At 46.7% G+C, this 26,365-nt stretch carries 29 protein-coding genes and 6 pseudogenes; 22 read left to right on the top strand and 13 right to left on the bottom strand.

What is annotated here, in order from left to right:
- Positions 1 to 15 precede the first annotated feature (15 nt).
- Genes EXW96_RS28750 through EXW96_RS03600 form a run of 3 tightly spaced genes read right to left on the bottom strand, consistent with a single transcriptional unit; the run spans position 16 to position 1,506 of the window.
- On the bottom strand, positions 16 to 120 hold the full coding sequence (locus EXW96_RS28750) for a hypothetical protein (protein WP_483874531.1): 105 nt from the start codon (positions 118 to 120) through the stop codon (positions 16 to 18).
- Positions 120 to 1,013 carry an anti sigma factor C-terminal domain-containing protein gene (locus EXW96_RS03595; protein WP_174349901.1) on the bottom strand — a complete coding sequence of 298 codons (894 nt, stop codon included), beginning with the start codon at positions 1,011 to 1,013 and terminating at the stop codon, positions 120 to 122. Before EXW96_RS03595 ends, EXW96_RS28750 begins: the two co-directional genes overlap by 1 nt.
- The gene (locus EXW96_RS03600) at positions 1,006 to 1,506 is read right to left on the bottom strand and encodes an RNA polymerase sigma factor (RefSeq protein WP_062408318.1); all 501 of its coding nucleotides are present in this window, start codon (positions 1,504 to 1,506) and stop codon (positions 1,006 to 1,008) included. The genes EXW96_RS03595 and EXW96_RS03600 overlap by 8 nt, the downstream gene beginning before the upstream one ends.
- A 329-nt stretch (positions 1,507 to 1,835) precedes the next feature.
- Here EXW96_RS03600 and EXW96_RS03605 point away from each other — a divergent pair, with 329 nt between their 5' ends.
- The 12 genes and pseudogenes from EXW96_RS03605 (at position 1,836) to arsC (ending at position 11,137) form a co-directional block, all read left to right on the top strand.
- Positions 1,836 to 3,176 (top strand): ISLre2 family transposase, encoded by a 1,341-nt coding sequence (locus EXW96_RS03605; RefSeq protein ID WP_174349902.1) that lies wholly within the window; start codon positions 1,836 to 1,838, stop codon positions 3,174 to 3,176.
- Between the two features lie 128 nt (positions 3,177 to 3,304).
- Positions 3,305 to 3,394: pseudogene (locus EXW96_RS28455) on the top strand (His/Gly/Thr/Pro-type tRNA ligase C-terminal domain-containing protein); the annotation flags it as partial.
- A 186-nt stretch (positions 3,395 to 3,580) separates the two neighbouring features.
- Entirely contained in the window at positions 3,581 to 4,312 is a 732-nt protein-coding gene (locus EXW96_RS03615; protein ID WP_174349904.1) for a response regulator, read from the top strand.
- Positions 4,309 to 5,390, top strand: a pseudogene (locus EXW96_RS03620) (sensor histidine kinase). The gene EXW96_RS03615 and the pseudogene EXW96_RS03620 overlap by 4 nt, the downstream one beginning before the upstream one ends.
- 129 nt (positions 5,391 to 5,519) lie before the next feature.
- Positions 5,520 to 6,836 (top strand): cell wall-binding repeat-containing protein, encoded by a 1,317-nt coding sequence (locus tag EXW96_RS03625; RefSeq protein ID WP_174349905.1) that lies wholly within the window; start codon positions 5,520 to 5,522, stop codon positions 6,834 to 6,836.
- A gap of 187 nt (positions 6,837 to 7,023) precedes the next feature.
- Positions 7,024 to 7,158 (top strand): annotated as a pseudogene (locus tag EXW96_RS28460) (IS110 family transposase); the annotation flags it as partial.
- 27 nt (positions 7,159 to 7,185) lie between these two features.
- Complete coding sequence (locus tag EXW96_RS28465; RefSeq protein ID WP_375256438.1) at positions 7,186 to 7,278, top strand: hypothetical protein; 93 nt, start codon at positions 7,186 to 7,188, stop codon at positions 7,276 to 7,278.
- A gap of 146 nt (positions 7,279 to 7,424) precedes the next feature.
- Positions 7,425 to 8,579 (top strand): annotated as a pseudogene (locus EXW96_RS03640) (transposase).
- A 66-nt stretch (positions 8,580 to 8,645) separates the two neighbouring features.
- Positions 8,646 to 8,783, top strand: coding sequence for a hypothetical protein (locus EXW96_RS03645; RefSeq protein WP_174349906.1), 138 nt, complete (start codon positions 8,646 to 8,648; stop codon positions 8,781 to 8,783).
- 260 nt (positions 8,784 to 9,043) lie between these two features.
- On the top strand, positions 9,044 to 9,358 hold the full coding sequence (locus EXW96_RS03650; protein ID WP_074729217.1) for an ArsR/SmtB family transcription factor: 315 nt from the start codon (positions 9,044 to 9,046) through the stop codon (positions 9,356 to 9,358).
- On the top strand, positions 9,349 to 10,680 hold the full coding sequence (locus EXW96_RS03655; RefSeq protein WP_217437238.1) for an arsenic transporter: 1,332 nt from the start codon (positions 9,349 to 9,351) through the stop codon (positions 10,678 to 10,680). Before EXW96_RS03650 ends, EXW96_RS03655 begins: the two co-directional genes overlap by 10 nt.
- 31 nt (positions 10,681 to 10,711) lie before the next feature.
- Positions 10,712 to 11,137: an arsenate reductase (thioredoxin) gene (gene arsC, locus EXW96_RS03660; protein ID WP_174349907.1), complete on the top strand. Its 426-nt coding sequence runs from the start codon at positions 10,712 to 10,714 to the stop codon at positions 11,135 to 11,137.
- Between the two features lie 230 nt (positions 11,138 to 11,367).
- On the opposite strand, the gene EXW96_RS03665 is transcribed toward arsC, so the two are convergent.
- Entirely contained in the window at positions 11,368 to 11,985 is a 618-nt protein-coding gene (locus EXW96_RS03665; protein ID WP_074729221.1) for an RraA family protein, read from the bottom strand.
- A gap of 562 nt (positions 11,986 to 12,547) precedes the next feature.
- Between EXW96_RS03665 and EXW96_RS03670 the strand changes: the two are divergent.
- Together EXW96_RS03670 and prpF are read left to right on the top strand one after the other, a co-directional pair.
- A pseudogene (locus tag EXW96_RS03670) lies at positions 12,548 to 12,835 on the top strand (hypothetical protein); the annotation flags it as partial.
- A 22-nt stretch (positions 12,836 to 12,857) separates the two neighbouring features.
- Positions 12,858 to 14,027: a 2-methylaconitate cis-trans isomerase PrpF gene (prpF, locus tag EXW96_RS03675; protein ID WP_174349908.1), complete on the top strand. Its 1,170-nt coding sequence runs from the start codon at positions 12,858 to 12,860 to the stop codon at positions 14,025 to 14,027.
- A 93-nt stretch (positions 14,028 to 14,120) separates the two neighbouring features.
- Here the strand turns inward: prpF and EXW96_RS03680 are convergent, their stop codons facing one another.
- Positions 14,121 to 15,191, bottom strand: coding sequence for a sensor histidine kinase (locus EXW96_RS03680; RefSeq protein ID WP_174349909.1), 1,071 nt, complete (start codon positions 15,189 to 15,191; stop codon positions 14,121 to 14,123).
- Positions 15,188 to 15,880, bottom strand: a complete 693-nt coding sequence (locus EXW96_RS03685; protein WP_054818584.1) for a response regulator transcription factor — start codon at positions 15,878 to 15,880, stop codon at positions 15,188 to 15,190. Before EXW96_RS03685 ends, EXW96_RS03680 begins: the two co-directional genes overlap by 4 nt.
- Before the next feature lie 194 nt (positions 15,881 to 16,074).
- On the opposite strand from EXW96_RS03685, the pseudogene EXW96_RS03690 reads away from it, so the two are divergent.
- The 3 genes and pseudogenes from EXW96_RS03690 to EXW96_RS03700 all read left to right on the top strand — a co-directional run.
- A pseudogene (locus tag EXW96_RS03690) lies at positions 16,075 to 16,749 on the top strand (DJ-1/PfpI family protein); the annotation flags it as partial.
- A gap of 116 nt (positions 16,750 to 16,865) precedes the next feature.
- On the top strand, positions 16,866 to 17,498 hold the full coding sequence (locus EXW96_RS03695) for a DUF2306 domain-containing protein (protein ID WP_174349911.1): 633 nt from the start codon (positions 16,866 to 16,868) through the stop codon (positions 17,496 to 17,498).
- A 48-nt stretch (positions 17,499 to 17,546) separates the two neighbouring features.
- Positions 17,547 to 17,768 (top strand): hypothetical protein, encoded by a 222-nt coding sequence (locus EXW96_RS03700; RefSeq protein ID WP_174349912.1) that lies wholly within the window; start codon positions 17,547 to 17,549, stop codon positions 17,766 to 17,768.
- 59 nt (positions 17,769 to 17,827) lie between these two features.
- Here EXW96_RS03700 and EXW96_RS03705 read toward each other — a convergent pair whose 3' ends face one another.
- Entirely contained in the window at positions 17,828 to 18,037 is a 210-nt protein-coding gene (locus tag EXW96_RS03705) for a hypothetical protein (protein ID WP_145862507.1), read from the bottom strand.
- A 264-nt stretch (positions 18,038 to 18,301) separates the two neighbouring features.
- Here EXW96_RS03705 and EXW96_RS03710 point away from each other — a divergent pair, with 264 nt between their 5' ends.
- Positions 18,302 to 19,360 (top strand): nitric oxide synthase oxygenase, encoded by a 1,059-nt coding sequence (locus EXW96_RS03710; RefSeq protein WP_062408341.1) that lies wholly within the window; start codon positions 18,302 to 18,304, stop codon positions 19,358 to 19,360.
- A 508-nt stretch (positions 19,361 to 19,868) separates the two neighbouring features.
- Here EXW96_RS03710 and EXW96_RS03715 read toward each other — a convergent pair.
- Positions 19,869 to 21,062 (bottom strand): transposase, encoded by a 1,194-nt coding sequence (locus tag EXW96_RS03715; protein WP_174350067.1) that lies wholly within the window; start codon positions 21,060 to 21,062, stop codon positions 19,869 to 19,871.
- A gap of 114 nt (positions 21,063 to 21,176) precedes the next feature.
- On the opposite strand from EXW96_RS03715, the gene EXW96_RS03720 reads away from it, so the two are divergent.
- Positions 21,177 to 21,461 (top strand): hypothetical protein, encoded by a 285-nt coding sequence (locus EXW96_RS03720; RefSeq protein WP_174349913.1) that lies wholly within the window; start codon positions 21,177 to 21,179, stop codon positions 21,459 to 21,461.
- Positions 21,462 to 21,689: 228 nt separating this feature from the next.
- Here the strand turns inward: EXW96_RS03720 and EXW96_RS26915 are convergent, their stop codons facing one another.
- From EXW96_RS26915 to EXW96_RS03730, 3 genes are all read right to left on the bottom strand, one after another.
- Positions 21,690 to 21,902: a hypothetical protein gene (locus tag EXW96_RS26915; RefSeq protein WP_217437239.1), complete on the bottom strand. Its 213-nt coding sequence runs from the start codon at positions 21,900 to 21,902 to the stop codon at positions 21,690 to 21,692.
- Positions 21,903 to 21,942: 40 nt separating this feature from the next.
- A complete protein-coding gene (locus tag EXW96_RS26920) occupies positions 21,943 to 22,329 on the bottom strand; it encodes a transposase (protein WP_217437240.1) in 387 nt (128 codons plus the stop codon).
- 77 nt (positions 22,330 to 22,406) lie between these two features.
- A complete protein-coding gene (locus EXW96_RS03730; protein ID WP_309225024.1) occupies positions 22,407 to 22,811 on the bottom strand; it encodes an IS630 family transposase in 405 nt (134 codons plus the stop codon).
- A gap of 158 nt (positions 22,812 to 22,969) precedes the next feature.
- On the opposite strand from EXW96_RS03730, the gene EXW96_RS03735 reads away from it, so the two are divergent.
- The 3 genes from EXW96_RS03735 to EXW96_RS03740 all read left to right on the top strand — a co-directional run bounded on the left by EXW96_RS03735 (position 22,970) and on the right by EXW96_RS03740 (position 25,299).
- Positions 22,970 to 23,317, top strand: a complete 348-nt coding sequence (locus EXW96_RS03735) for a hypothetical protein (RefSeq protein ID WP_254611199.1) — start codon at positions 22,970 to 22,972, stop codon at positions 23,315 to 23,317.
- A gap of 216 nt (positions 23,318 to 23,533) precedes the next feature.
- Positions 23,534 to 24,034, top strand: coding sequence for a CBO0543 family protein (locus EXW96_RS28015; RefSeq protein WP_301554599.1), 501 nt, complete (start codon positions 23,534 to 23,536; stop codon positions 24,032 to 24,034).
- A 221-nt stretch (positions 24,035 to 24,255) separates the two neighbouring features.
- Positions 24,256 to 25,299, top strand: coding sequence for a YkvI family membrane protein (locus EXW96_RS03740; RefSeq protein WP_174349915.1), 1,044 nt, complete (start codon positions 24,256 to 24,258; stop codon positions 25,297 to 25,299).
- Between the two features lie 220 nt (positions 25,300 to 25,519).
- Here the strand turns inward: EXW96_RS03740 and EXW96_RS28470 are convergent, their stop codons facing one another.
- Both EXW96_RS28470 and EXW96_RS27235 read right to left on the bottom strand, forming a co-directional pair.
- Entirely contained in the window at positions 25,520 to 25,771 is a 252-nt protein-coding gene (locus EXW96_RS28470) for a DUF421 domain-containing protein (RefSeq protein ID WP_375256434.1), read from the bottom strand.
- The gene (locus EXW96_RS27235; RefSeq protein WP_302621102.1) at positions 25,665 to 26,135 is read right to left on the bottom strand and encodes a phospholipase D-like domain-containing protein; all 471 of its coding nucleotides are present in this window, start codon (positions 26,133 to 26,135) and stop codon (positions 25,665 to 25,667) included. Before EXW96_RS27235 ends, EXW96_RS28470 begins: the two co-directional genes overlap by 107 nt.
- Positions 26,136 to 26,365 lie beyond the last annotated feature (230 nt).

Genomic DNA, 26,365 nt, shown 5'->3' on the forward strand with positions numbered 1-26,365 from the left:
GCTTTTCAAAATAGATCAAAATTGATCTACTGTAGCGCCCAATACGGCTGCTCTGATAAATGGTTGATCTTTAAGCGTAAGAAGGCTTTCTCTAGTCCCTGTCACTACGGCTCCAATAATTAAACCGTCTTTTTTGTTTTTTCTATGGCGTTATAGATCCTTTGATATTCAGAAATATAATAATCCTTTTGTTCTATAGCCATTTTGACGAATCGGATAAAATCCTCTTCGCTTTGTTTTTGTGCCGGATCATTGGCGGTTAAACCATCTCTATAACGATCAAACCCGTAACTGGTTTCCGCTCTTAACGGTTGTTGATCGTCATGAAATCCTGCCAATTCTTCAGCATCCATCGTATTAACCCAATACCAGGTCACATGAACTTCATCCGGCAATAAGCGCTCCACTTCCTCCAAGGCATACGATTTATCGAAAGATAATCCGATTTCAATGTATTTGTCATTTGGAATAGCCGGAAGTACCGTCAAATCGTTAATCATCGATGTATACGGAAGAGAGGGATGATAAAACAGCAGTTCCCGTTCTCCGGTTTCTTTGTTGAAAACCCTGCTTGTACCATTGGATTCATAGATTTGTACATCTTCATGGCTGCCGAACCTTTTCGACATCGTTCCAAAAATGGAGTATTCCATATTCACGGTACCCCAGGGGATGATCCGGTCTTCCATTTTTTTAACTAACATGTATTCCATCTCACCTTTAAACAAACGTGGCTGAAATTGCGCACTTATAATATAGGTGTTCGGTCCTGAAATTTTTTTCAAATGTTCTCTGCTTGCCAGCGCATGATAGCCTTGTTCATTTAAAGTATTTCGAATGATAATGTACCCAATGAACAGGAGAATGGCCGCTGCAAAAAAAACTACCGTTGAAGTTATAGCCGTTCGAAGCAGGCTTTTTCGCTGCGCTTTCTTCACGATCGTTTGCAGTTTCTGTGTATCGAACGGTTCGTCCGCTGCGTCAGAGTGATCGTTGTAATGTTCGTTACTCATGGTAGTACCTCCCAAATCTTTTTTTAAAGTGCTGTCTGGCTCTTGCCAAATACGTCTTCACCTTTTCTTCTTTCATATCCAATAAACTTGCGATTTCCTTGTACGATAAATCCAAATCATATTTGAGCAGCAGAAGGTGCTTGTATATATCGCTCATTTGCTGCAGTACTTCATAAATCTTTTTCTTTTCTTCTTGAGCAAGCAGCATGTCCTCAATCAGTTTTTGGTTGGCCGTTAAATTTTCTTCCAATTCGATATGGCTTATTTTTTTCGTTTTCCTTCTCAGATCGTAAAATTGATTCGTCGCGACTTTAAACATCCATGAAGAAAATTTATCCGGTGGAATGGTTTCGATATAAAGGATTGCTTTGTAAAAAGAATCTTGAACGATGTCTTTTGCATCCTCCGGGTTCGCTCCGATTTTCACAAGATAATGATATATCTTGTTCATGACCATTTTGATGACTTCTTCATTGAATCCTTGAACCACCATCCTCATCCTTTCGTTATTACAACGAATCAGAGCTTAAAATGTAAACAAGGGGAGCAAAAAAATAAATTTCATGTCCTATCCAGTATTTCCAACGGGCATTTTCTTTACAACTATAAATCTATAAGAGGGAAGGATGGAGGTTAAATAAATGGGGAAGGTCTGTGGAATGTGGGAAGCGAAGACGTGACTGTCCTAAAGGTACAAATGAGTTGTCAGTTAGTGTAAAATCTCCGTGGGTGTAGGAATTGGAAAAAGCGAACATAGAAAAAGAGCTTCTCCCTTGGTAAAGTGAGTTTGCCGAAACACGCACCAAGAAGGAGGAAGCTCCTGTGAGCCACTTTACCACAATAATGCCGACGATGAAAGAGCTTGAGCAATGGATATTTCGGAAAATGCAGGAGGAGTTCGCCAGTGCCATGAAAAAGGTGCTGGAGATGCTGGATCAGCAGATCCTGGAGCAACGAGATCGTGAGCGTTACCGAGTGAAAGATGAGCGAGAAGCAAGTGTCAATACCGTGTTTGGGAACATACGCTTCAAGCGGAGATTGTACCATGACCGACAGAGCGGCAAGTATGTGTATTTGATGGATCGAATGCTTCAATTCGAAGGGCGCGGGAAAGTAAGTCCGCATTTGGAAGAGACGGCTATTGTATTCGCAAGCCAAGGTCCGTCCTACCGCGACAGCGCGAAACGGCTGGAGCAACTGTTAGGGTACAGCGTGCTAAGCCATCAGGCCATTCGAGAGATGTTACTGGTTCATGCAGAGCGGGAAATGCACGCTGTAGAACGACGCGCGGCGCGCGTGTTGTTTGTGGAAGTGGATGGCCTGTACACGAAACTGCAGCGGAGCAAGAGGCGTGGAATGGAAAACGCGATTGCCGTTGTACACGAAGGCTGGGAGAAAAACGGCAAGCGTGTGGAACTGAAGAACAAGCAATATTATTTGCATACGACCAGCGGTGACTTTTGGGAAGGATTCGGGGACTTTTTGGTGGAGCGATACGAGATTGATGAAAATACATGGCTTGTCGTCAATGGAGACGGAGCGGCGTGGATAGGGGAAAGCGAATCGTATTTTCATCAATGCTTGTACATGCTGGATCGATTCCACGTAGCCCGCGATTTGAAACGATTTGTCGGTCATCTGCCGAGCGTATGGGAGGCCGTAAGACAATCCCTTGCCAAGCAAGATGCAGCCGCATTGATGACGGCTGTGGAAGGCGTGACGGAGCAAGAGATTGCGGCAGAATACCGAAAGGATTGGAAGCAGTACAAGAGCTATCTGAAGCGGCACCAGAAACATTTGGATGACTACCGAAAAACGCTTCAAGCCAAAGGAATCGACACGAGCGCCATGCGTCCCATGGGAAGCGCAGAGTCCCAGATGAGGGTATTTGCCAAGCGAACGAAGCGAGGCGGCTACAGCTGGAGTGAGCGGGGTGTCAGGGCGATGTTGCGAACCATGATGAGAAGCAGGGAAGCCCATGTCGTCCAGATTTCGAAGCAAAGGCATGAGAAAAAGCAGCTAGCGAAGCAAGTTAACATGCGGCAATTGATGAGAAATGTAACGCGGCAGGTGAAAGGCTGCGTAACGGGGATGATCCGGCTTTTACAAGGGCCAAAGCAAAGCAGCACAACTGGAATGGCCCTCAAAGGGCTTAGAGGATAAACATACAAATTTTGTAAAATACAAACGGATTAAAGGATGAAGAAGGCAAAACGCTTTCAAGACAAGGGGGGCTTTTAGAAATCGTAATTCAATGCCTAAGTTGGGTGCCCACACTAGCTTGACACTGACAGGTCGACGGGAGTAACGAAAAATTGGGCTACAAAATCCGCGAGGCTCAGTTGGAGAAAATTCCTATTATGCTGATACTCGGTGAAAACACAGATCTGCAAAGAAATTCGCGAAAAAAAGTGACGGCTGGCGCGCTGTTTCACACGAAAATAGGATGAGCAGGGAACAAGGTTATTATCAAAATATAAGCGAATGGAAAGAATTGTTGGAAGCCTACATCATTTCTTCACAAGTCAGTGGTAAAGTAATCAAAGAAACGTGTTTGGAGGATGGTCATGAAAACGATTTTGGTGGTGGATGACGAGGAGAAAATTCGCGATGTCATGGTGTCCTATCTTAACAAGGAAGGGTTTAAAACATTAGAAGCGGCAACCGGAAAAGAGGCATTGTATACTCTGCAAAACCTGCCGGTCGATCTCGTCATACTCGATCTCATGCTGCCGGATATGGAGGGGGAGCTTGTATGCCAAACCATACGTCAAAACCATTCCGTTCCAATTCTCATGCTTACCGCCAAAGTGTCGGAAAACAATCGAATCAAAGGCTTGTCCATTGGCGCCGATGATTATGTGACCAAGCCTTTCGATCCGCGCGAGGTCGTGGCCAGGGTCCGGGCGATCCTGCGCCGAACGGATGACCGTCATTTGCTTGCTGACCGCATAGCCTTCAACAATGGCCATTTGGTGATCGATTCGCTGAAACGAATCGTCCTTCGCAATGGAGAACCGGTGAATTTAACGCCGAACGAATACTCGCTGCTCCTTGCTTTGGCCAAATATCCGCAGCGGCATTTTTCACGTGAGGAATTGGCAGATAAAGTGCTCGGTTATGAATTCGAAGGCGATATTCGGACCATTGACCAGCATGTTAAAATATACGCCACAAAATGGAGCCGGATCCGAAAACCCCAAAATATACGCCACAAAATGGAGCCGGATCCGAAAAACCCCCGATATATCGTTACAGTTTATGGTTACGGTTATCGCTTTTCAGGTGGTGCCCGATGAATAAGCGATTGCACACCCGTCTGGCGATGCTGATCATTGCAATAGCGACGGGCATTTTATTGATTTCGACGGTCAGCATTATTTGGGGAACCCATTATCATATTTCCATGTATCAGGCACAGGCTGCAGGCGGGCATCATGATTTTCCGCAGCTGGGTTATCACTTGGAACAGGCGCTCATTCAATCGATCTTGTGGACGTTTGCCGGTTCCATCGTCCTTTCGGTTTTGATCGGTTTTATACAGCGAAACGTATTTCGGCCCCCCTTGTCGACATGAAACGGGTCGCGGAACGGATGTCGGACGGCCAGCTGGACGCCAGGGTGAAACTCGACGGCAAGGACGAGCTTGCGGAATTGGGCAGTTCGCTAAACAAACTGGCCGAGCAATTGCACAAACAAGAGCAACTTCGGGTCACCATGACCGAAGACATCGCGCATGAACTTCGAACGCCGCTCGCCACTTTAAAAAGCCATATGCGGGCGTTTGAAGACGGCGTTTGGGAACCGACTCCGGAACGCATCCATTCCTGCTACGAGGAGATTGAACGGTTGACGGACATGGTAGCAGAACTGGAAGACCTGACCCATATGGAATCTCAGGCATTTCATTTGGAACGAAAAGAAGAGCCTCTGGTTTCCATGATTGCCAAAGGGGTGGACTTGGTTTCCGTCGCTTATCTTGAAAAAAAGATTAAGCTTTCGTTTAGCTGCAGTCCGGACATCCGGATTGTTGCGGACCGCAAACGCATGATTCAGGTGTTGGTCAATCTGCTTGGCAATGCCCTCAAATACACTCCGGAGAGCGGGGAAGTGCGAATTGAAGCTGTAGAGGAGGAACAACACGTACTTATTGCCGTTCAGGATTCGGGCAGCGGTATTGCGCGGGAGGATTTGCCGTATATTTTCGAGCGGTTTTACCGGGGGGACAAGTCGCGAAACCGGAAAACCGGCGGCAGCGGTTTGGGGTTAACCATCGTAAAGAAGCTGGTTAACGCTCACGGGGGACAGATTTGGGCGGAAAGCAGTCAGGGGACCACGTTTTATATCCGAATTCCTAAAGTAAGCCGTTCTTTTTAACCGGCAAATCATCATTCTTCACAAGATCTTCAAAAGCGGTGGTTATTCTTATTGCAGCGGATTGGTTTGGACATTAGCGGGCACAATCTCGCAAAATGAAAAACCATAAAGACAGGAAGGTGGAGTGTAATGAACAAAACAATGAAAGTCGGAATTGTTTCCGTGGTTACGGCCTTGGCCTTAACGGGATGCTTCCATGCTACGGATTCTTCCCCGCAGCACGAGGGGCATAACATGGGGAATGCGGAGCAGCAGGCCGGTTCCGGACAAAGTCAACCGGTCTTGGCGGTTAACATGCCGTGGGTGGGATCGAAAAACACGACACGCATCAATACGAGTGATCCCGCGGAGGCGGCCGTGCTGGTTTCGCGAACGTTGTGGATGGCTACCGGCGACGAGAACAGACCGGGCGGTGTCGTGCTCGCGAATCCGGACGATTGGCAAACGGCGCTTGTCAGTGCGAATCTGATTCATCATCCGAATAACGGCCCAGTGCTTTTCGTGGATAAAGACGGGATTCCCGAAGTCACCTTGAACGAGTTGAAGCGGTTAAAGCCTGCAGGTGTGCCCATGAACAACGGTATCCAGGTCATTCTGGTCGGCGATCTCGATCCAAAGGTAGAGGAACAGGTGAAGGAGCTTGGGCTGAAAACGGACAAGATTGCAGGCGGAAATCATGCGGCGGTGGCCAAAGCGGTTGATGCCTATTATGCGAATGTCACTAAAGAGAATCCTCCTTCAGTGATCGTGGGTTCGAAGGATAGCCAGGAATATACCATGCCTGCCGTAAACTGGATCGCCCATATGCCGGAACCGCTGCTTTATGTCACAAAAGACGAAATTCCGCAGGAAACCGTCGATGCTTTAAAGACGCGGGGAGGCAAAGCAAACATCTATATCCTTGGACCGGAATCGGTGGTATCGGCCAGTGTGGAAACCCAATTGGGGCAATTCGGAAGGGTCGTCCGGATCGCCGGGAAAGATCCTTACGAAAATGCCGTTGCCTTCGCGAAATACAAAGATCCCGTTACGGATTTTGGGTGGGGAATGACAACACCGGGACACAACTTCTCTTTCGTGAGCAAGGATTCCCCGGCTTTGGCCCTGGCTGCCGCACCGTTCTCCCATTTGGGCAAACATGCGCCGATGCTTTGGACGGATAAGGACAGCATGCCGGAGGCCGTCATGTCCTATGTCATGTCGATTCAGCCGAAGTATAAGAGGACTCCTGCGGAAGGACCTTACAATCATGCCTGGTTAACAGGGGGCGAAGACGTGCTGAGCGCCGCGGCACAAGGGGAAATAGATGCCATGCTGGAGATCGTCTCCGAATCCGGAGCAGGCCATGGAGGACATGGCAGCGGCAATGCCCATGCGGGAACGCAGCCTGATACGGGTGGAGGAAACGGACACGATATGGGCAGCATGCCTGGAATGAAGCATTGAATAAAAGCAGCTTGAAACGGCGAAAATACGCAATCGATAAGAAAACATAACGCCTTTTACATGCTATGATATAAGGAGCCATTCCTGTAATGAATGAATTCGAGGTTTGAATGAAAAAAGCGCCTCCTGTATGCTGGGTCTCGGAATGATGCACATTCACTGCCCTAATTGAAGGAGGACGCTCTACATGAAGTATAAGCAATCCAAAAAGCAGAATCAACGCATTCTACAAATTACCGAATCGACCCTTGTGGTCGGAGCCGACATTGCCAAGAAAACGCATGTCGCCCGAGCCGTCGATTACCGCGGAATCGAGCTCGGAGTCTTAGCGAAATCCAATGCGGAGTTTGTGAACAGAACGAAGCGTATTGTTGCCGAATTAGGCAAGGAAATCGCAACCCCCGATGAAGCAAGAAAGATTTTGAAATTAACCAAGAATTAGTTCTTTGAATTTTCTTATGTGAGCCTTTTGCAGTAATTTGAGGCCTTGAACCGTAAGGATTTTCAGACATAAAAAAGGGACTTCACCCCAACTTGGAGAAGTTTTCAAGTGACCAAACCCGAAAACAACCAAGGGAGGAAGTCACTTTGTATATTCTCCAAGTATGCCTGTTTTCCTTCGAAGAACTATTAAAAATACAACCCAAGGAGCGATTGCCCATCTTATTCAGCTCTCTCGATCTGAGGCCGTATGCCAAGGAATTGAGGAGCCGTTCACCCCGAGGCGCTGACGGATACTGCAGACAAGGTATTCTACGAGCACTCTTGGCTGCGCCACTTGAAGGAATCGATACCTTTACGGGATTGCATCATCGTTTGGATACGGATCTCCGGTTTTGTTATCAGTGTGGTCTTCCGCTGGATCGGGAAGCTCCCTCTATATCCACATTAAGCCGAGTTTTCGCGGAACTGACGAAAAAGGGCTTGGCAAAACAGCTTTTTGAGGATTTGGTCACACGCTGTCAACAGGAAGGCATCCTGGATGGCAGTAACGTCGCCATTGACAGCGCCGCTCTCCGTGCTTACGAGAAAAAGCAACCCAAACGCAAAAGCGCGCAAACGGGCAATTGCAAACTGGGGCGCAAAATTAGATTCCTTCGGTAATAAAATCACATGGTTTGGTTACAAAATTCATCTGGCGGTCGATACGAAAAGTGAATTGCCGATCGCCTTGGAAGTAACGCCGGCGCACGTCAATGATGGAGAAATGGCGCCGAGCCTAATCGAGAAAGCAGCGTCCAGGACGAGCACGCGCTTTTTCGTACTCGATGCGGGCTACGACCAAATGAAAGTTTATGAGGCCGCCCGCAACGTCAATGCACAAGCCATCATTCCCCTTAATCTTAGGGGGGAGAAGGAACCGTCTGCTGGCATGACCTCGAACGGAACACCGTGCTGTTCCATGGGCTATGCGATGACATACTGGGGAAACGACGCGATATGCTTAAATTTCGCTGCCCGCATGCCACGGGTAAAGTCGACTGTCCGCTTGGCATGGCTGCCTGCTCGTCATCAAATTATGGAATGGTCGTCAAAGTCAATGCCAAGGATGATCTCCGGCGATACAGTGTTCCTCATCGGGATACAAAGCGTTGGAAGGAACTTTACGACGAACGCACCAGCGTAGAACGCTGCAACTCCCGATTGAAAACCTATTTGACGGCAGACGCCGCACACGTCCGGGGCATTCAGAAATTCACAACTCATCAGTATTTGAATGCTATTGTGGATCGGCTACACTAAGTTGGACAGAAAAAATAAGGGCTTGTAGAGCTTGGTGATACCATTCGCGAGAGCGAACTGAAGGTATTGAAGCAGCTCAGGCCCGGGATGCGGACAGAGCGGATTCAGGGAGTGGGACACATGATTTACAAGGAAGCTCCCGCGTTGACGGCCGAATACATCATTTCGTTTATAGAAGGGCTGGACATTGCGGCAGCACAGTAACGAAAAGGGCGAGATGGTTTCAAACAAATTGGGAGAGGTGTTTGCATTACAATTCAACGTCAAGAATCTGTTCCGATTCCTGATTTAGGCCAAGAATGTAGTCCGCTGAAGTTCAGTTATGGTAAGGGGGATTTAAACTCATTGCTGATTCGGTAGGGGGTAAATGATAAACTTCTTTACAATCTTTTTAAAATATAATCAATTGATTATATAATTGAATTATTATATATTTATTTTATCATTCTTATTGGAGGTTCTCTATGGAACAAATAAATGAAATGTCGGAAAGCTTTAAAATGCTCGGAGACAAAACACGGTTAACGATCATGGCTTTATTGAAAGAGCGGCCGCTTTGTGTATGCGACATCGTTGATTTGTTGGAAACGTCTCAACCGAATGCAAGCCAGCATTTGCGCAAACTAAAATCAGCCGGGCTTGTCAACGAAACACGTAAAGGCCAATGGGTTTATTATTCATTAAATATTGATGATAAACCATATATTCAGACAATTTTAGAATATATCCCGTCATTAAAACTAAAGATCGATCAGAAGAAAAACGACTGTTGCGAATAAGTGGGGGACAACATGGCGATCATCGCATTTCTCATTTTTTATTTACCTTGACGTTGGTCATCTGGCAGCCGCGGGGACTGAATATCGGCTGGTCGGCGAGTGCCGGAGCTATTCTCGCTTTATTGTTCGGGGTGGTCAGCTTTACGGACGTGGGCACCGTAACCGGTATCGTATGGAATGCAACATTGGCCTTTGTGGCTATCATTTTAATCTCGCTGATTCTTGATGAAATTGGTTTTTTCGAGTGGGCAGCCTTACATATGGCACGGCTAGCACGCGGAAACGGACTCCTTATGTTTGTTTTTATCATTCTGTTGGGATCGGCGGTCGCTGCCTTGTTTGCCAATGACGGTGCAGCCCTGATTATCACGCCGATTGTGCTTGCAATGGTTCGGGCATTGAAATTTGATGAAAGGATGATTTTGCCGTTTATTATGGCCAGCGGTTTTATTGCCGATACAGCATCTTTGCCGCTTGTCATCAGTAACTTAGTCAATATCGTATCCGCGGATTATTTCAACATCGGTTTTGCCGAATACGCCAGCCGTATGATCGTTCCGAATTTCTTTTCTATCATCGCAAGCCTCGTTGTGCTCTATCTGTATTTCCATAAAAGCATCCCGGTAAACTATAATCTGACCTCATTGAGAAGACCGGAGGAAGCCATTAAAGATCCGCGGCTATTTAAACTATTTTGGGTCATTTTAGCCGCACTGCTCGTCGCTTATTTCGTCAGCGAATTTTTCTCGCTCCCTGTATCCTTGATTGCAGGCATCGCTGCGATTGCGTTTTTGTTTGCTGCGAGAAAAAGCCCTGCAATCCATACATGGAAACTGGTGAAGAATGCTCCTTGGGCAGTTGTGGTCTTCTCCGTCGGTATGTATGTAGTCGTATATGGCCTTCGAAATGCCGGACTTACCGATGCGCTCGGCAGTGTCATTCAAACGGTCTCAGACCAAGGACTTTTTGCGGCTACCGTAGGTACGGGCTTTATTGCCGCAATCCTGTCCTCCATTATGAACAACATGCCAACAGTCATGATTAACGCGCTGGCGATCCAGGGCACTCAAACCGGCGGATTTATTCGTGAGGCGCTCATCTATGCGAATGTGATCGGTTCGGATTTAGGTCCGAAAATCACACCGATCGGCTCATTGGCTACGCTGCTTTGGCTGCATGTGCTTTCTACGAAAAACGTAAAAATTAGTTGGGGTTATTATTTTAAAATCGGCATTCTGCTAACCGTACCTACATTGTTCATTACGCTTACCGGTCTTTATATATGGCTGTATGTTCTGCAGCATCTGCAGATGAATGCATGAATAGTTCAATTTAAAAGGGAGATTGTTCATCATGGAGAAAAAACCGTTAGTTTACTTTTTGTGTACCGGCAATTCCTGCAGAAGCCAGATGGCGGATGGCTTTTTAAAAGCATTAGGTGGTGATAATTACGAAGTAAAAAGCGCAGGGCTTGAAGCGCATGGGGTAAATCCTCGGGCAGTACAAGTAATGAAGGAAGCCGGTGTGGATATTAGTCACAATACCTCGGACGTGATCGATCCCGATATTTTGAATCGGGCCGACTATGTCATTACCTTGTGCGGCCACGCCGATGAGCATTGCCCCGTAATCTCCAACAAGAACGTTACAAAATGGCACTGGGGGTTTGATGATCCGGCAAAAGCTGTTGGAACGGAAGATGAAATAATGAGCCAATTCCGTACTGTTCGCGATTCCATTAAAAGCCGGATTGAGCGGTTCGTCAAAGAAGGGGAATGAGCCGAATTCGAATGGAGGATATGGAGGTGGAAGGGGAACTTGATACGATAATCATTGGAGGCGGATAGGCGGCAAAGCTATATTGTTTCCGCCGTTACATAACCTGAGCGGATCGTGCAGGGAATCGGGCGAATGAGGGAATGAAGCCCAACATTTACGGTAGAGGATAGAGACAAAAATAAAAGCTGATTTCCGCATAGGAGATCAGCTTTTCTCTTTGCCCATAAGTCTTACTTGGAGAGTATTGAATCAAGATGCTTTCTTATTGCTTCCTGATCCCCGGAAACAAGCTCTTCTCGCTCTTGATCCTTTTTCAACTTATCCAAAGCTTTATGGAGAATCGTTGTTTCTATGTCCTTAGGGACAACGACAACCCCGTCCACATCCCCGACAATGATATCACCGGGTTGGATCGAAACCCCGCCGCAAGAGATAGGTACGTTAATTTCCCCTCCTCCCGCTTTGCCGCTCGCAGCAACCGTGGTCCCTTTGCAAAAGACCGGATAATTCAGCTCCCTGATCCCATGAATATCGCGGATGACTCCGTCAACAACGATACCTTTTATTCCTAAGGTTTGTGCCATGCCCACGACAAAGTCGCCGGCCACTGCACGGTACGTATCTCCTTTAGCATCGATGACAAGAATATCATCGGGTTTAGCTTCGGATATTGCCCGAAGTACAGCGTGATTGTCTCCGACAGGCATTTTAACTGTAAAAGCTCTGCCCGCAACTCTATACTGCTCCTTTAAAGGTTTAATGCCGGGATCCAGGTTATTCATTCCTTGCAAAGCATCGGATATACAAGTGGTCGGAATTTCTTGAAACAAGCTCACAATATCCTTCATCTATGTTCCTCCGTTCTTAACATGAGTAGCTGCCTATTAACATTTAATCATAGAAGTATAATGAATTAAAAATACTAATTTTGCATGGTTAGACATAACCAACTTGCATATCTGATTCGTTCAGCTATAGTATGTTATTTATAGATTGGAAGAGGGGGCTAAGACATTGGAGGAACAAGATTGGCTCATATTTCCGCCGGGAGAAAGTAAAAAGCATGGATCGCCAAGTGTCCGGAACCTTAAGGATCCGCGTCTCCAATTACTTTTCAAAATATAAACTTCCGGGCATTTTGAAGCAGTTAAATTGAAATATCCGATGGTAGAGTTTCAAGTCTTTAAAGCAGCGCTGGATAATTGGTGGATGGATAACTATTCTGAACCGCCTTTTATCGGAATAAAAGTGGATAAAGTCGACACGTGCAGAGAAATGATTATCAACGGGTTAGGATATGCCATCGTGCCGAGCTCATTGTAGCTAAGGATGCGGAGATCAATAAAGTAGACATCACAGACAAAGAGGGAAACCGCATCATAAGACAAACCTGGATGTTATACTATAATGAAGCGCTTCCATCGCAGCAATCTCGCTCTAATGGGCGTACTTCCTCTTCAGTTTAAAGAAGGGGAAACTGCTAAAGAAGAATATCAAATCCTCATTTTCGAAGACATCAAGCCGCGGCAGCTTGTTAAAGTAACGGCAGCGGACGAGGATGGAACGCAAAAAACGTTTGAAGCGGCGGTAAGATTCGATAGTGAAGTCGAGATTGATTACTATCGCCACGGTGGAGTGTTGCAGATGGTGCTGCGAAATAAACTGGCGTTGAGTCAAAAAGAAGAGAGGCAAAGATAAAGGAAATGGAGGTACAACGGTCATGAGTAAATGGGGAAAACAAATCAAAATCCCGGCAATATATATGCGTGGCGGAACAAGCAAGGGGGTGTTTTTCGTACCGGATGATTTACCGGCCGATCCAACTGAGCGTGATGGAGTATTATTACGTATTATAGGTAGTCCGGATCCGTATGGTCAGCAGATTGATGGTATGGGCGGGGCTACATCGAGTACGAGCAAGGTCGTCATTATCAGTAAAAGTAATCGGCCGGGATGTGATGTAGATTATTTATTCGGACAGGTTGCCATCGGACAACCGTTGGTGGACTGGAGCGGGAACTGTGGAAATCTTACTGCGGCTGTAGGGCCTTTTGCCATACATAGAGGCCTGGTAGACACTCCGCGGGATGGAGTGGCTGCAATAAATATCTGGCAAGCAAATATCGGCAAGAAGATTATTGCTCATGTCCCGATGAAGGATGGAGAGGTGCAAGAGTTGGGTGATTTCGAGCTGGATGGTGTCACTTTCCCCGCAGCGGAAATTAAATTGGAATTTCTAGATCCGGGTGCGGGCGATGGGGATGAGGAGGGAGGAGCCATGTTCCCTACAGGAAATCCAATAGATGTACTTCCGGTACCAGGTGTGGGAGAGGTGGAGGTCACCTTAATGAATGCCGGAAACCCTGCTATCTTTGTCTCGGCATCATCCTTGGGATTAACGGGAACGGAGCTGCAGCAGGATATCAACGGTAATGCGGAGCTTCTTGCCCGCTTTGAAGCGATTCGGGCTCATGGAGCTGTGGCCATGGGTCTGGCCGATAACGTCGAATATGTCATGACGAAGCGTCAGCACACGCCGAAAATCGCATTTTTCGGAGAACCGGCGAGCTACACGGCGTCCGACGGAAAAGAAGTGCGAGCGGAGGGGATTGATATTTTGGCACGCATTCTTTCCATGGGTAAACTTCATCATGCCATGACCGGTACGGGTGCTGTTGCGATCGCCGCTGCAGCTGCAATTCCGGGAACGATTGTCAGTAAGATTTTAGGTGACACCAAGTCAGCACTTTGTTTTGGTCACCCCTCCGGTACCTTAACGGCAGGTGCTGATGCCGCACAAGAGGAAACAGGCTGGATCGTGAAAAAAGTGGTCATGAGCCGCAGTGCTCGAAGACTCATGGAGGGATCCGTGCTGATCCCTTCTAAATAGTAAAATTGCTGGGACGATGAACGATAAGCGAAGGATACCGAATATTTGCTGGCAGCCTTCGCTTGCTTCCTTGGTTATTTGGAGCCGGTCTTCCTATCGGTTAGCGACAGGAATCCAGCCTGAGAGGATGGCTCCTCCCTCCGGGTGGTTGCTTGCAGCAAGCTCGCCTCCATGCCGGCGGATGATTCGCTGGGATATGGTCAGCCCCAATCCGGCTCCTCCCGTCGCACGATTTCTCGATTGCTCTCCCCGATAAAGAGGCTCAAAGATACGTTTGAGCTCATCCTGCGCAAAGCCCGGCCCTGAATCTTGGATCGTGAACGCTGCCCGATCTCCCTGCTGGCGGCACTGAACGAGAATGCGGCCATGAGCAGGCGTGTGCCGCACGGCATTATCCAATAAATTGCTCAACGCGCGCTCCATTAAGTGCGAATCTGCTCGAATCAAACAATCATCCGGCGCATAATGGGCGACGATCGAGATGTGCTTCTTCTGCGCTTGCGGCTCCAGGCTGTCAATCGATTTCTGAACAATTTCGTTAAAACCTGCTGTGTTCTTGCTTAACTCCGTTTCCAGGTACTCCAACTTCGTAAAGGTGAAAAGATCCTCGACCAACCGGTCCAATTGCGCCGATTTCTCCTTGCAAACATCCACATACTTTGCGATTTGTTCCGGTGTTTGCGCAATGCCTTGCTCAACCCCGTCCAAATAACCGCGCAAGGCAAATAACGGTGTCCGCAAGTCATGTGCGACAGCAGCGATAACGAATCTCCGTTCCTCCTCCAGCTCCGCTTGCTTCCGGTGCGAGCTTAGCAGACCGTTCACCATGACTTCGAATCCCTCTCGAACCTCGGCAATCTCTTTGATGGTCGATGGGGGCAGCTGAACGTCCCAATCGCCTTCGGCAATTTGCCGAGCTGCCTGGCTCATTTTCTCAAGGGGCATAAGAAGGAGCCTTCGCATGCGAATGCCTACAATAAAGAAAGCGAGCAGCAGCCCTGCAAACGCAGCCACAATGGGAACCGCATAGGAATCCGGCCGGCCCGCTCCAATATGCAGCGATTGGGTCGTGATGAAGTGAGCTGCCACAAAGAAAACCCATGGCAGCAGCAGAAGGAGCACCAAGCTGAACAAGGCATAGGTACGAATACGAAGCTTCCTCATGTTATACGCCCCTCGAAGCGATAACCAACGCCCCATACGTTGGTTAAATATTGCGGCTGATCCGGATCCAGCTCGATCTTCTCGCGAAGACGACTCAGATGGACGCGAATCGTATGCTTATCGCCGATGCCATCCCAGAATTTCGCGAGCAATTGATCATAGGTAAACACCTGTCTCGGATGCTCCGCAAACAATCGCAGCAGCTCATATTCCTTCGGCGTGAGCGAGACTCTCCTTCTATCGACGAACACTTCTCTAGTAGACAAATCGAGCTTAAGACGGCCATAATCCAACACCTTGGCCGCACTTGCTTGCTGGTTGCCGGCGCGTCGCAGAACAGCCTTTACGCGGGCAACGATCTCGCCGGGTGAAGCGGTTTTGACGATATAGTCATCGCCGCCAAGTGTCAGCCCGCGAATCTTGTCTACATCATCGCTGCGGGCACTCAAGAACAGGATCGGAACAGGGCTTTCCGTCCGAACGCGCCGGCAGAAATCAAATCCGTTTTGTCCCGGCATCATAACGTCCAGGATGATGCAATGAACCGTGTTCTGTTGAAACGCTGTCCATGCTTGCGCCGCGTCATTAGCCATTACGACCTGAAAATGATCATTCTCCAAAAAGTCTCTCAATAGTTCAACGATGCTCCGGTCATCGTCCACGACCAAGATCGTAGGTCTTTCATTCATATCGATCCCGCCTTCATTCCGAGGATTGATCCTTTCCGAATATATATAAGTGTATCATCTCTTCCGCCAAAAAAACGAGTTCCGCGCATATTGTGACGGTTTGTTTATGGTTTTGTTACCTTTTTGGTGCTACGTTTGAGAGATTCTTTTGGTATTCTACCTATCAGTGGAGTGAATAAAAGGAGGTTATATGGATGTTGACTGTACAAATCGTGCTGTTCGATGGCTTCGATCTTCTGGATGCTATTGCACCTTACGAAGTATTTTGCGCGGCCGGAATGGTTGCCGATCATGCGTTGTGTGTGGAATTCGTCACTGCAGAAGGGCCAAGGCTCGTCCCGAGTGGCGTAAACGGGTTAAAAATTGAAGCGGCCGGCAGGCTGAGCCCATACCGAAAGGGCATCATTCTCGTGCCTGGCGCGTCCGGTGAGATAGAAGGAGACAGCCCAAATTCCATTCCTGCCATTCTTGCCCGTGCCGTGAACACGGAACTGACCGGAATACTTAAGCAAGCACTCGGGCATCCGGATATCGTAGTGGCTACCGTATGCGGGGGTTCCTTGGTGCTGGCCATGGGAGGACTGCTGGAAGGAAGGCCGGCGGTAACGAATTACTTGGGAATGGATGTGCTTGGGGCGACCGGTGCGATACCTGTTCCGGCTCGCGTAGTCGATGACGGCAACCTTGTTACCGGAGGCGATGTAACCTCGGGGCTGGATATCGCGCTCCATCTCGTAGAGCGGGAGCTGGGGCCTCGGATTGCACATGCAGTAGAGCAATTGTTCGAATTTGAACGGAGAGGAACGGTCTGGCGTAACATCGGTATCCCCCCGCGTAAGGGATCGGCGGTCCGTGACCCAAACGCCGCGATGGATCTTGCACGCCTTCAAGGCACATCGGTGAATGACATTATGACCGGTATAGCCAAAACCGATGTATTGCCGGCCTCCAAATTAACAGGGAAGCGAATATAAGGGGTAAAAGCATGAACAGACGCCAAACCTTCTACAAGCTGATCGCGTGCGTTAGTATGATTTACATCCTTTATGTCTTGGTCAACAATTTCGTTGTCGATCCGGGTGCCGAGACGTTTTTAAGTCATAAAGCAGGTCTGGAGTATGAGCTTAAACCTCGGATCTGGCTAATGGTCATGTATATTCATGCAGGTTTCGCCTGTATTGCGATGGGCTCGGGTCTCATCAATTGTTCAAGGCGCAGCTATGAGAAGTACCGTGGTTTTCATCGCGTGAACGGCTGCGTCTATGTTTCGTCCGTGCTTATTGCCGTGCTGACATCCGGATACATGGCGCCCTATGCCACGGGAGGAAAAATAAGCAGTATAGGCTTTAATGTTCTCAATATTCTCTGGCTGGTCATAACGGCAACTGCTCTTGTCCACATCTTTAAAAAACGGATTCTTCAGCATCGTCGGTGGATGATTCGAAGCTATGCCTTTTGCTATACGAATATGCTGATCCATCTGCTCACCTTTGTGTTTCACCAGATCATCGGCTTCGCTTACGTGACCAGCTACACGATTGGATTATACGGCTCGATGGTGCTGCTGATGATTGCTCCGGAAGTGCTTTTTCGAGTGAAAAAACCTAAGTGCGCATAGGCCTGCTCGATTCAAAAATTCAAAAATGAAAATGGGGGCGGTCAGCCTGTGGATTTTGGTTATATCGAAACGGTTGCCGCTTTATATGTGTTCAACGGACTTGCCGCCATGCTGATCGTAGGCGGTCAAAACATTATCCATTCGCTCAAGACAGAGGTTTTCCCTACCCGAATGCGTTCGACCTTCGTCGGTTGGGGGCTTGGCGTCGGCCGCATCGGTTCTATTCTCGGACCGACAATAGGCGGTTATTTATTGGCTTTGAACTTTTGAATTCAAAACCTACTTCATTTTGTTCAGTATCCCATTGATTTTAGTTTTCCTGATCATACTTACGTTTCCCAAGCACGTGGAGGAATCAGAAGGGGACAAGCAGGAATATCTCCCCAATACAGCGGAACAAATTCATTCAAGCATCTAAGAGTCATGCCGTCAAAAAGGCAGCCTAACCCAATTTTGAGAACGTGTCTTTTTAAAATTGGCAGGTGCAGGTTGAGAGGAATGATCTGCTTAAGCTGGTCCCGCTTGTCCTTTTGACTCACGTACCAGGCCTCCATGTGTTGGCAGATCATAATGCCATAAAGTTTACATAATAATTATTATGTAAACATTGAATGTGAATGTACCACAACATTGTAGAGCGATGTCGATCGGATTCCAACATTAGACTAAGAGAATAAATATTAGACTGGCAAAGTGTATTAGGCTAACGGGCAGAAGAGCTCAATAGTAAATGGGTATAATTTGGAGTATACTATACAGTGGAAAAGTATATCTACCGGCGGACTTGAAAGGAACATTTCAGCATGGAACTATACGAAGAATCAAGAAAATTCATTATCACTTGCTATGAGGAACTCGGAAAGGGGATAGACGAAACTCACGAAAGAATATCGGAAATATGGAACATGATCAAACAGGATGGAACCTATGAGCATTCATTTGAGGAATTGGAACACGGGGCTAGAATGGCTTGGAGAAATAGCAATCGATGTATAGGACGATTATTTTGGCAGTCACTCAAAGTGTTTGACGAAAGAAGTCGACAAACCGCTGAGGAAGTTGTGACTGCTCTTTATCGCCATATTGAATATGCAACGAACGTAGGAAAAATCAGGCCAACCATCACAGTGTTCGACCCTAAGATTCGGATCTGGAATCACCAACTCATTCGCTACGCCGGTTATGAAACAGATCAAGGTATCGTGGGCGATCCACATTCAGTGCGTTTTACACGTATTTGTGAGGAGTTAGGATGGCGAGGTAAACGAACGGCATTTGATGTGTTACCATTAGTTATTCAAGTAAATGGGGAAAAGCCTGTATGGTTCCCTATTCCTGACGACTTAGTAATGGAAGTCGATATTCGTCATCCGGATTTACCTCAATTCATTGAATTAGGACTCAAGTGGTACGCTGTTCCAATGATTTCAGACATGGCATTAGAAATAGGCGGCATTACCTATTCAGCAGCACCGTTCAATGGTTGGTATATGGAAACAGAGATCGGTGCACGTAATTTCGCCGATACTCAGCGGTACAACATGTTACCCAAGGTGGCTCATTTAATGGGGCTTAATACCAAAACGGACACATCCTTGTGGAAGGACAGGGCACTGATCGAGTTAAACATCGCTGTGTTGCACTCTTTCAATGAACAAGGTGTCACCATTGTCGATCACCACACTGCAGCGAAACAATTTCAACTTTTTGAGCAGATCGAATCTGACGAAGGACGAAATCTTACTGGGGATTGGTCATGGCTAATACCTCCGGTTTCACCGGCAACGACACACATTTTCCACAGTCATTACGATGATACAATCACTAAACCCAATTTCTTTCGGCAATCCACCCTTTTTTGACAAGCAATTAGACATTCATCCTTTATTATCAGACAATTTATTTTATAGACAAAATCTACCAATTATAGATAATGGGTGAGGATACTGTTGAGCACATTAAAAGGATCAATATTCAGATCGAACATAGATTGGTTGGATTTGTCTCAGGCATTCCATTCAATATTCCTTTTTTTGTAGAATTATATATAAAACTAAGGAAAGAAGTCGTTGTCATTATCTTGTTAATGCCAAGTGCAGTAAGAAATAATAGAGGGGGTGTGGTATAAATTAGGGAGAGCAGAAGAAAGTCAGTTCGAGTTCCGGTAAATATGTGAAGGACATGAAAATATCTTACCCAAAAAAAGCTGGCCAAATTGGTCGACTTTTTTTGTTTGAGCATTTTGCATAATTCCTCTTTTTGAGAATCGACAACAGATTTTCGTAGACAGTTATGGGTTTAAGTATCGTGAGGCAACAGCATTTTCGAAAAATGGGCAGACCTGCAGAATTTTCGTCTATGCCGAAAAATTTAAGCTGCGGCTTTGCTTGAATGCTTAACCATGGCTAGTGCAGAAGCCAGCAATACAATGGCGTTAAGGTACTGGTGCGTTGTGACTTTCCGAATTCCCCAAACGTGCATCGCATCGGCAGTTAGATAGGTTTTCAAGCGGGAATTGCATCGTTCCACGCTAGTTCTTTCGTTGTACAGTTCTTTCCAACGCTTGCTCTCCCGATGCGGTGTGGAGTAGCGGCGCAGATCACTGGTTGTATCCACCTTAACGACCATCCCATAATTGGAAGACGAACAAGCGGCCATTCCGAGCGGGCAGTCTACCTTGCCTGTAGCATGGGGACAGCGGAATTTCAGAACATCGCCATCCGCTCCCCAATAGGTCATCGGAAAACCCATGGAGCAGCAAGGCGTTCCGTTTGATGTCATGCCGGCAGGCGGCTCTTTCTCATTGCGAAGATTCATCGGGATGATCGCCTGTGCTTTCAAATTCCGGGCTGCCTCATAGTTTTTTAGTTGGTCGTACCCAGCATCGAGGACAAAGAAGCTGACTTTGGTTTTTGCCGCGACTTGTTCCATCAGATCTGGCGCCATATCGCCGTCATGGACATGAGCCGGTGTCACGGCGAGCGCCATCGGCAGTTCGCTTTTGGTATCGACGGCGAGATGAAGCTTGTAGCCAAACCACTTCACCTTATTGCCGAAGGAGTCGAACTTGGCACCCCAGTTTGCATTGCCTGTGAGCTCGCTTTTACGTTTCGGCTGTTTCTTCTCGTAGGCATGGATCGCGGCACTATCGATGGCCACATGACTTCCATCGACGATGCCTTCTTGCTTGCAGCGTGTGACCAGATCCTCAAAAAGTCGCTTGGCCAGGTCTTTGCTCGTAAGCTCGGCAAAGACGCGGCTCAACGTTGCCACGGAAGGAGCTTTCCGATCAAGCCGAAGTCCGCATTGATAGCGAAAACGAAGATCCATATCCAGCCGACGATGTAGGCCAGTGAACGTACTGATATTCTCAAGCGGAGCTGCAAGCAAAGCCCGAAGAATTCCTTGTCTGCAGTGACCGTCAGCGCCACGGGGTGAACGGCTTCTCAGTTCTTTGGCGTAAGGACGTAGGTCAAGAGCGCTGAAAAAGATAGGCAATCGTTCTTTGGATTCAAGTTTTTGCAGTTCCTCGAAGGAAAACAGACTTTCTTGGAGAATATACAAGGTGACTTCCTCCATTCTTGAAGTTTTGGGTTTGGTCACCGAAAAACTTCTCCAAGTTGGGGTGAAGTCCCTTTTTTATGTTCAGAAATCCTTGTGCCATAAGGGCTCAGATTTTTGCAAAATGCTCATCCAGAAATTATGGAAAACGAAACTCCGGTTTTTGCTTTTTCTTTTCCGGAAGCACCTGATCTTTCTGTATCATTTATTTCTAGACCGGATGAAGAAGAATTGAACTGGTTACTACAAGCCAGTAACATCATTTGTCCTTATCCAACAATAAGAAAACGCAGAAAAAAGCCGACAGAAATTTCACATCATCCTTTACGCCTTGCAATGGAAAAAATAAATGAAGCGGACCGAGCTTATATGGAGAAAAATAAAAAATTTAAGTCAATTTAAATGTGTCTTAAGTCTGTCTGTCAAAAAATAAGGATTCTTTGTGGTTTTCTGATAAAATAGAGCAGCGGTACGATGTCAAGCCCCTAAGATAACATAACTTTTGCCAGCTGCTTAATTTTTAGGGGTGACCCGAAAATAGGCAACACCAAGCTAGACCCACCCTACCTAGAAAATTAAAGATATTTCCATCAAAACTAGGAACTGGTGGATAAGTAAAATGAAGTTATGTCAAGCATTTTGTCGGATCACCTCTTGAGGTTCGTAGAGTCGGTTGGTTCGCATCAGATAATCGACCAACCGCACTAATTTACGAGCTGTAAGCGCAAGGGCACGTTTTTCGGCGTATTTCGCCGGCTCCGCTTTTTTGAGGTTGTAGTACTGCGCAAATACTGTGTCGTGCACCTGGACACTCTTTGCGGCTTCGGTGAAGTAGTACTTCAACTAACGGTTGCCGGACTTAATAAGCCGAGATTCAACGCCTTTAAAAATTACCGGACTGGTTTTCCGTCCATGCGAGTCCGCCGTACTTGGCTAGTTTCATATGGTTTGGAAAACGCTGAATGTCTCCGATCTCTGAAAGGATGCCAGCTGCGAAAATGGGGCCGATTCCGGGTACAGACGTGAGGGTCTGTGGAATGGTCACCAAATTTTCTTCGATCGCCTTTTGTAGCGATTTGGGCTGCTCTTGAAGAGAACGGATGATTCGAATGTTCGAAGCCATCGCAAAGTTAACGGCATCAGCCATGGCCTTAATCAAGCGGTAGGAAGAACGCGCCGCTTTCTGCAAAGCCTGAACCACTTCTTTCGGGTTCTCAAAGCGATTCTTGCCACACTCGATGATGAAGGCCGTTAGGTCTTCGACAGACATGTTAACGACGTCCTCGACGCTACGGAAATTGCTCGATGACGGCCAGACTAGTAGAACGTTCCTAAAGTATCGTTAGATTACGAAACCGACCCATCCAAACCATATTTCCAACGAAACGGAACCGGATTGGCGTTCACTTCCTGCAGGTATTGTTCAATGCGTTCCTTCAATTCTTCTTTTGATTGAACACGAATATGCCGCAGCGCCTGTTTGGTCATTTTAGCGAAGAACACTTCGATGATGTTGAGCCATGAACCATGTTTAGGCGTAAATATAAACTCGAACCGCCCAGGCACGGTCTCCAAATATGCCCTGGTTTCCTTCGAAGTATGGGAGGAGTGGTTATCCAAAATAATTTGGATTCGTAATCCCGGTTCGTAGGTGCTGTCCAACTTTTTGAGGAAGTTCACAAATTCCTTGCTGCGATGGCGATCTTCTACTGAACCGACCACTTTACCTGTAACCAGATCGATGCCTGCCAGTCAGCTAAGCGTACCGTACCGCTTGTACTCCGGGTCACGTCCGATCGTCGGGTGTTCGCTAGGAACGGGCGGCAAATCTTCTGCCGTGTTGCCGATCGCTTGAATGCCGGCCGAGGACGCATATAATGACGTGATCCAACTTTGAGGAGTGATGAATTATGTCCATCGCGGCTCAAACAAGTACAAAGAGTTTACCTCCCTTTTCCATATGGGGAGTTCATGCATCTGTCGCCGAAAGACCGGTTGTGTGGGGCAAACTCGTGATGTGTGCTTTGCCGGACCAACAAATTCAAGGCACCATCCAATTCCGCGGAACACCGATTCCGATTGAAGGAAGCTGGAATGAAAGCGCTCAGCAGATCGTGTTTCATTACTCCTACGCCGCTTACTCCGGCCATTTAACCATGTATGACGATGTCCAGATTCAACTTCGGCATCTGATTCTCACCGGACGCCTGCAGATGCTCCCCCCTCTTTACAGGCGGGCGAATATGGAACCTGAGTAGCGACAACTGATATAAGCTTGGCGGGTTATAGCGGCTATGTCCCACCGCAACCGCCTTCAACTTCTTTGCCGCCGGTTGGCGTATTTGTAACGTCGAATATACTGTATGAAATGATCGGTACCCGGATAACGGAAAGGGGTGGCATCGGTGGACGAAAATTAGATTCATCATGTAATCGAACAAGCCTATCAATTGATTGTCTAAGTACACCGCAACATGACTGACATTTGGCGCACTCACGTACTATTTACGCGGCAATGGTGGTTGGGAGTAGGTTTATCGATATGCCCCTGGCTATTTTGGATCGGATTTCGGGATAAGAGAGCTACGGGACAGTTTCTCCTATCCGGGTTTATGATGATTATCGTGTCGTCGTGGCTGGACCAGCTTGGGATTGCCATGGGACTTTGGCATTATCACTGGGAAGTCATACCATTCATGCCCGCTAATTTTCCATGGAATTTTTCACTTCTTCCCGTCACGGTTATGTTCTTACACCAGTACAAGTCTGGCATACATCCGTTGTTCAAAGCTCTCCTATTTGGGGGATTTTCCGCTTTTGTGGCCGAGCCGGTCTCACAAATGGCCGATTTATACCACCCCGTTCACTGGAAACATACATATTCGTTTCCTATCTATGTGGGGCTATATCTGCTGGCTTCGAGCATCGCCAAGCGGGGCGTTGATTGCACAGATTCATCCTCGGTAGATAAATAAAGGCCAAAACCATAAGTTTACCGATTCCAAAAATCATGCCCAGATTCATGAGCTGCATATTTACCATGTCATTGTTAAAGACTCAAGTTTGTTAATTGATGATCTACCGGACCACTATCGATTCTCGTCATAACGGCTGACAACGAGTTCCTTTTGGAATAAGCATTTTTTTTAAGCATAGAATTTAATGATTCTATTCTCTACCAGGACATGGGTGAAATATGAAGAAAAATACAAATATGATAATACAAATCGCCGCAACATATACGGGAACCGTGGTGGGAGCCGGATTTGCTTCAGGACAGTCGATTATGCAGTTTTTCACGGTATACGGAGCCTATGGGGTATTAGGCATTTTATGCAGCACCTTTCTTTTTGTGTGGATCGGCACTAAAATGATGATTCTAGCTCACCATATCAAAGCATTTTCATATCAGGAGTTTAATGTTTATCTGTTTGGCAAGATTTTCGGCAAAGTCGCAAATGCCTTGACTTTTATTATTCTATTTGGGGTAACGGCCGTGATGCTTTCAGGAACCGGTACCATTTTCGAAGAACAACTCCGTCTACCCTATCAACTGGGTATTATCATCAGCATCGTTTTGTGTTATCTGGTGATGACGAAGGAAATCAGCGGAATTATGTTCGTAAACTCGTTAGTTGTTCCCATGATGCTTTTTTTCACTATTCTCCTTGTCGTAAAGGTTGTCAGAATAGACAATATTTTTGATATAGTCGGTTGGCAGAACCAACAACTGTACAATTTGAAGTGGTTCGTGAGTCCGTTTGTGTATGCAGGATTGAATTTTGCTTTTATTCTAGCCGTTATGGTTCCTCTGGGGAGTGAGGTGGATGACGAAAGCGCATTAAAATGGGGAGGGTTTTGGGGAGGCATTGGTCTTGGTTTTATGCTTCTTGTCAGCCATTTTGCAATGAGCTCAAAGATGCCCGAGATTCTTCAATACGATATTCCGATGGCCGAGATTATTCGAGATTTCGGGCGGTTTTTTCATGTATTGTTTTTGCTCGTAATCTATGGAGAAATATTCACCACATTGATAGGCAATGTTTTCGGAATTTCTCGTCAAATCCAAAGTCTATTTAATCTTCCTAAAAGTTGGTTAGTTCTTGGCATATTACTTGCTAGTTTTTTGATTAGTCAAGCCGGTTTCACCTCCTTACTTACTTATCTTTATCCGCTATTTGGGTATATGGGTTTGATACTTCTTATTTTTTTAGCAGCTCAACGGATGCCCAGGGACTAAGTCTCCATATTTTTATAAGTTGATTCGGCACGAAATCCAACTATTGGGTAATTATGCTACTATCGGAATTAAGGCACAGGGTTCCATCGATCCAACTTCTTATTTCCAAGACTTTTGGCCTGCCGTCTTAATAGCTAACATAAATGACCTCCATAAGAATAAAGAATACAGCATAGGGTAGACAGTTGCATGTCATATAGAGTATTTCCAACGACTTCACCTAAAAAATAGCTGAAATGAAGTCAAACGGTGTTACTTGACTAAATTGGTTTTTCCCTAACATCTTTGTAATGATGGACAATCCTACAAAATCTAGCAAGAACTCAATTGAGAATTGAAGAAACAACTTTTCATTTCCTCTTTCATCAAATGATTGGTGAAAGCAAGCACGCCGTTTGATCGAGAATCCGCTGCAAATGCGTGCGTTGAGGCGGGACTTCCATCCGTAAGGGAATGGAGTCCGCAAGATCATGCTCGAATTGTTCCGCCAGTTTTCGTGCTACTTCAGAACTGTACACAACTTCGCACACTTCATAATTCAGACGGTAGCTTCTTAAATCAAAATTTGAGGAGCCTATCTCGGCAATTTCTCCGTCAATGATCATTAACTTCGCATGCAACACGCCTTTATTGTAGAGGTAGATATGAACCCCGGCTTCCAAAAGTTCTCCATAGTAGGTCCGACTTGCAGCTCCAACGATGATCGATACCACGTGGCGGGGAACTAAGCGCACTCGGACACCGCGAACCAAAGCTGCTTTAATCGCCATAATAATGTCTGCATCTGGCACAAAGTAAGGCGCGATATTCCAGTGGGCGTCGAAGACTGCTTGCAGTTCGTTTGCAGGTTAACCCACTATTCGAATATGGGTGTCGCGTCAAAAGCCGACATTCGACTTTAATCCGGTATATTCATCCCCGATATTGATGCCTCCAGTAAAAGCTTCCTGACCATCGAATACAACAATCTTACAATGATTTCGGCAACTCCAATAGGACAGCGCCCAAGGGAAGCGAATGGGGAAAAAAGATCGGCATTCAATTCCAACCTTCATCATTTGGCGGC

Source organism: Paenibacillus sp. JMULE4, assembly GCF_013337105.1.
In the GTDB taxonomy this organism is placed as follows: Bacteria; Bacillota; Bacilli; order Paenibacillales; family NBRC-103111; genus Paenibacillus_G; species Paenibacillus_G naphthalenovorans.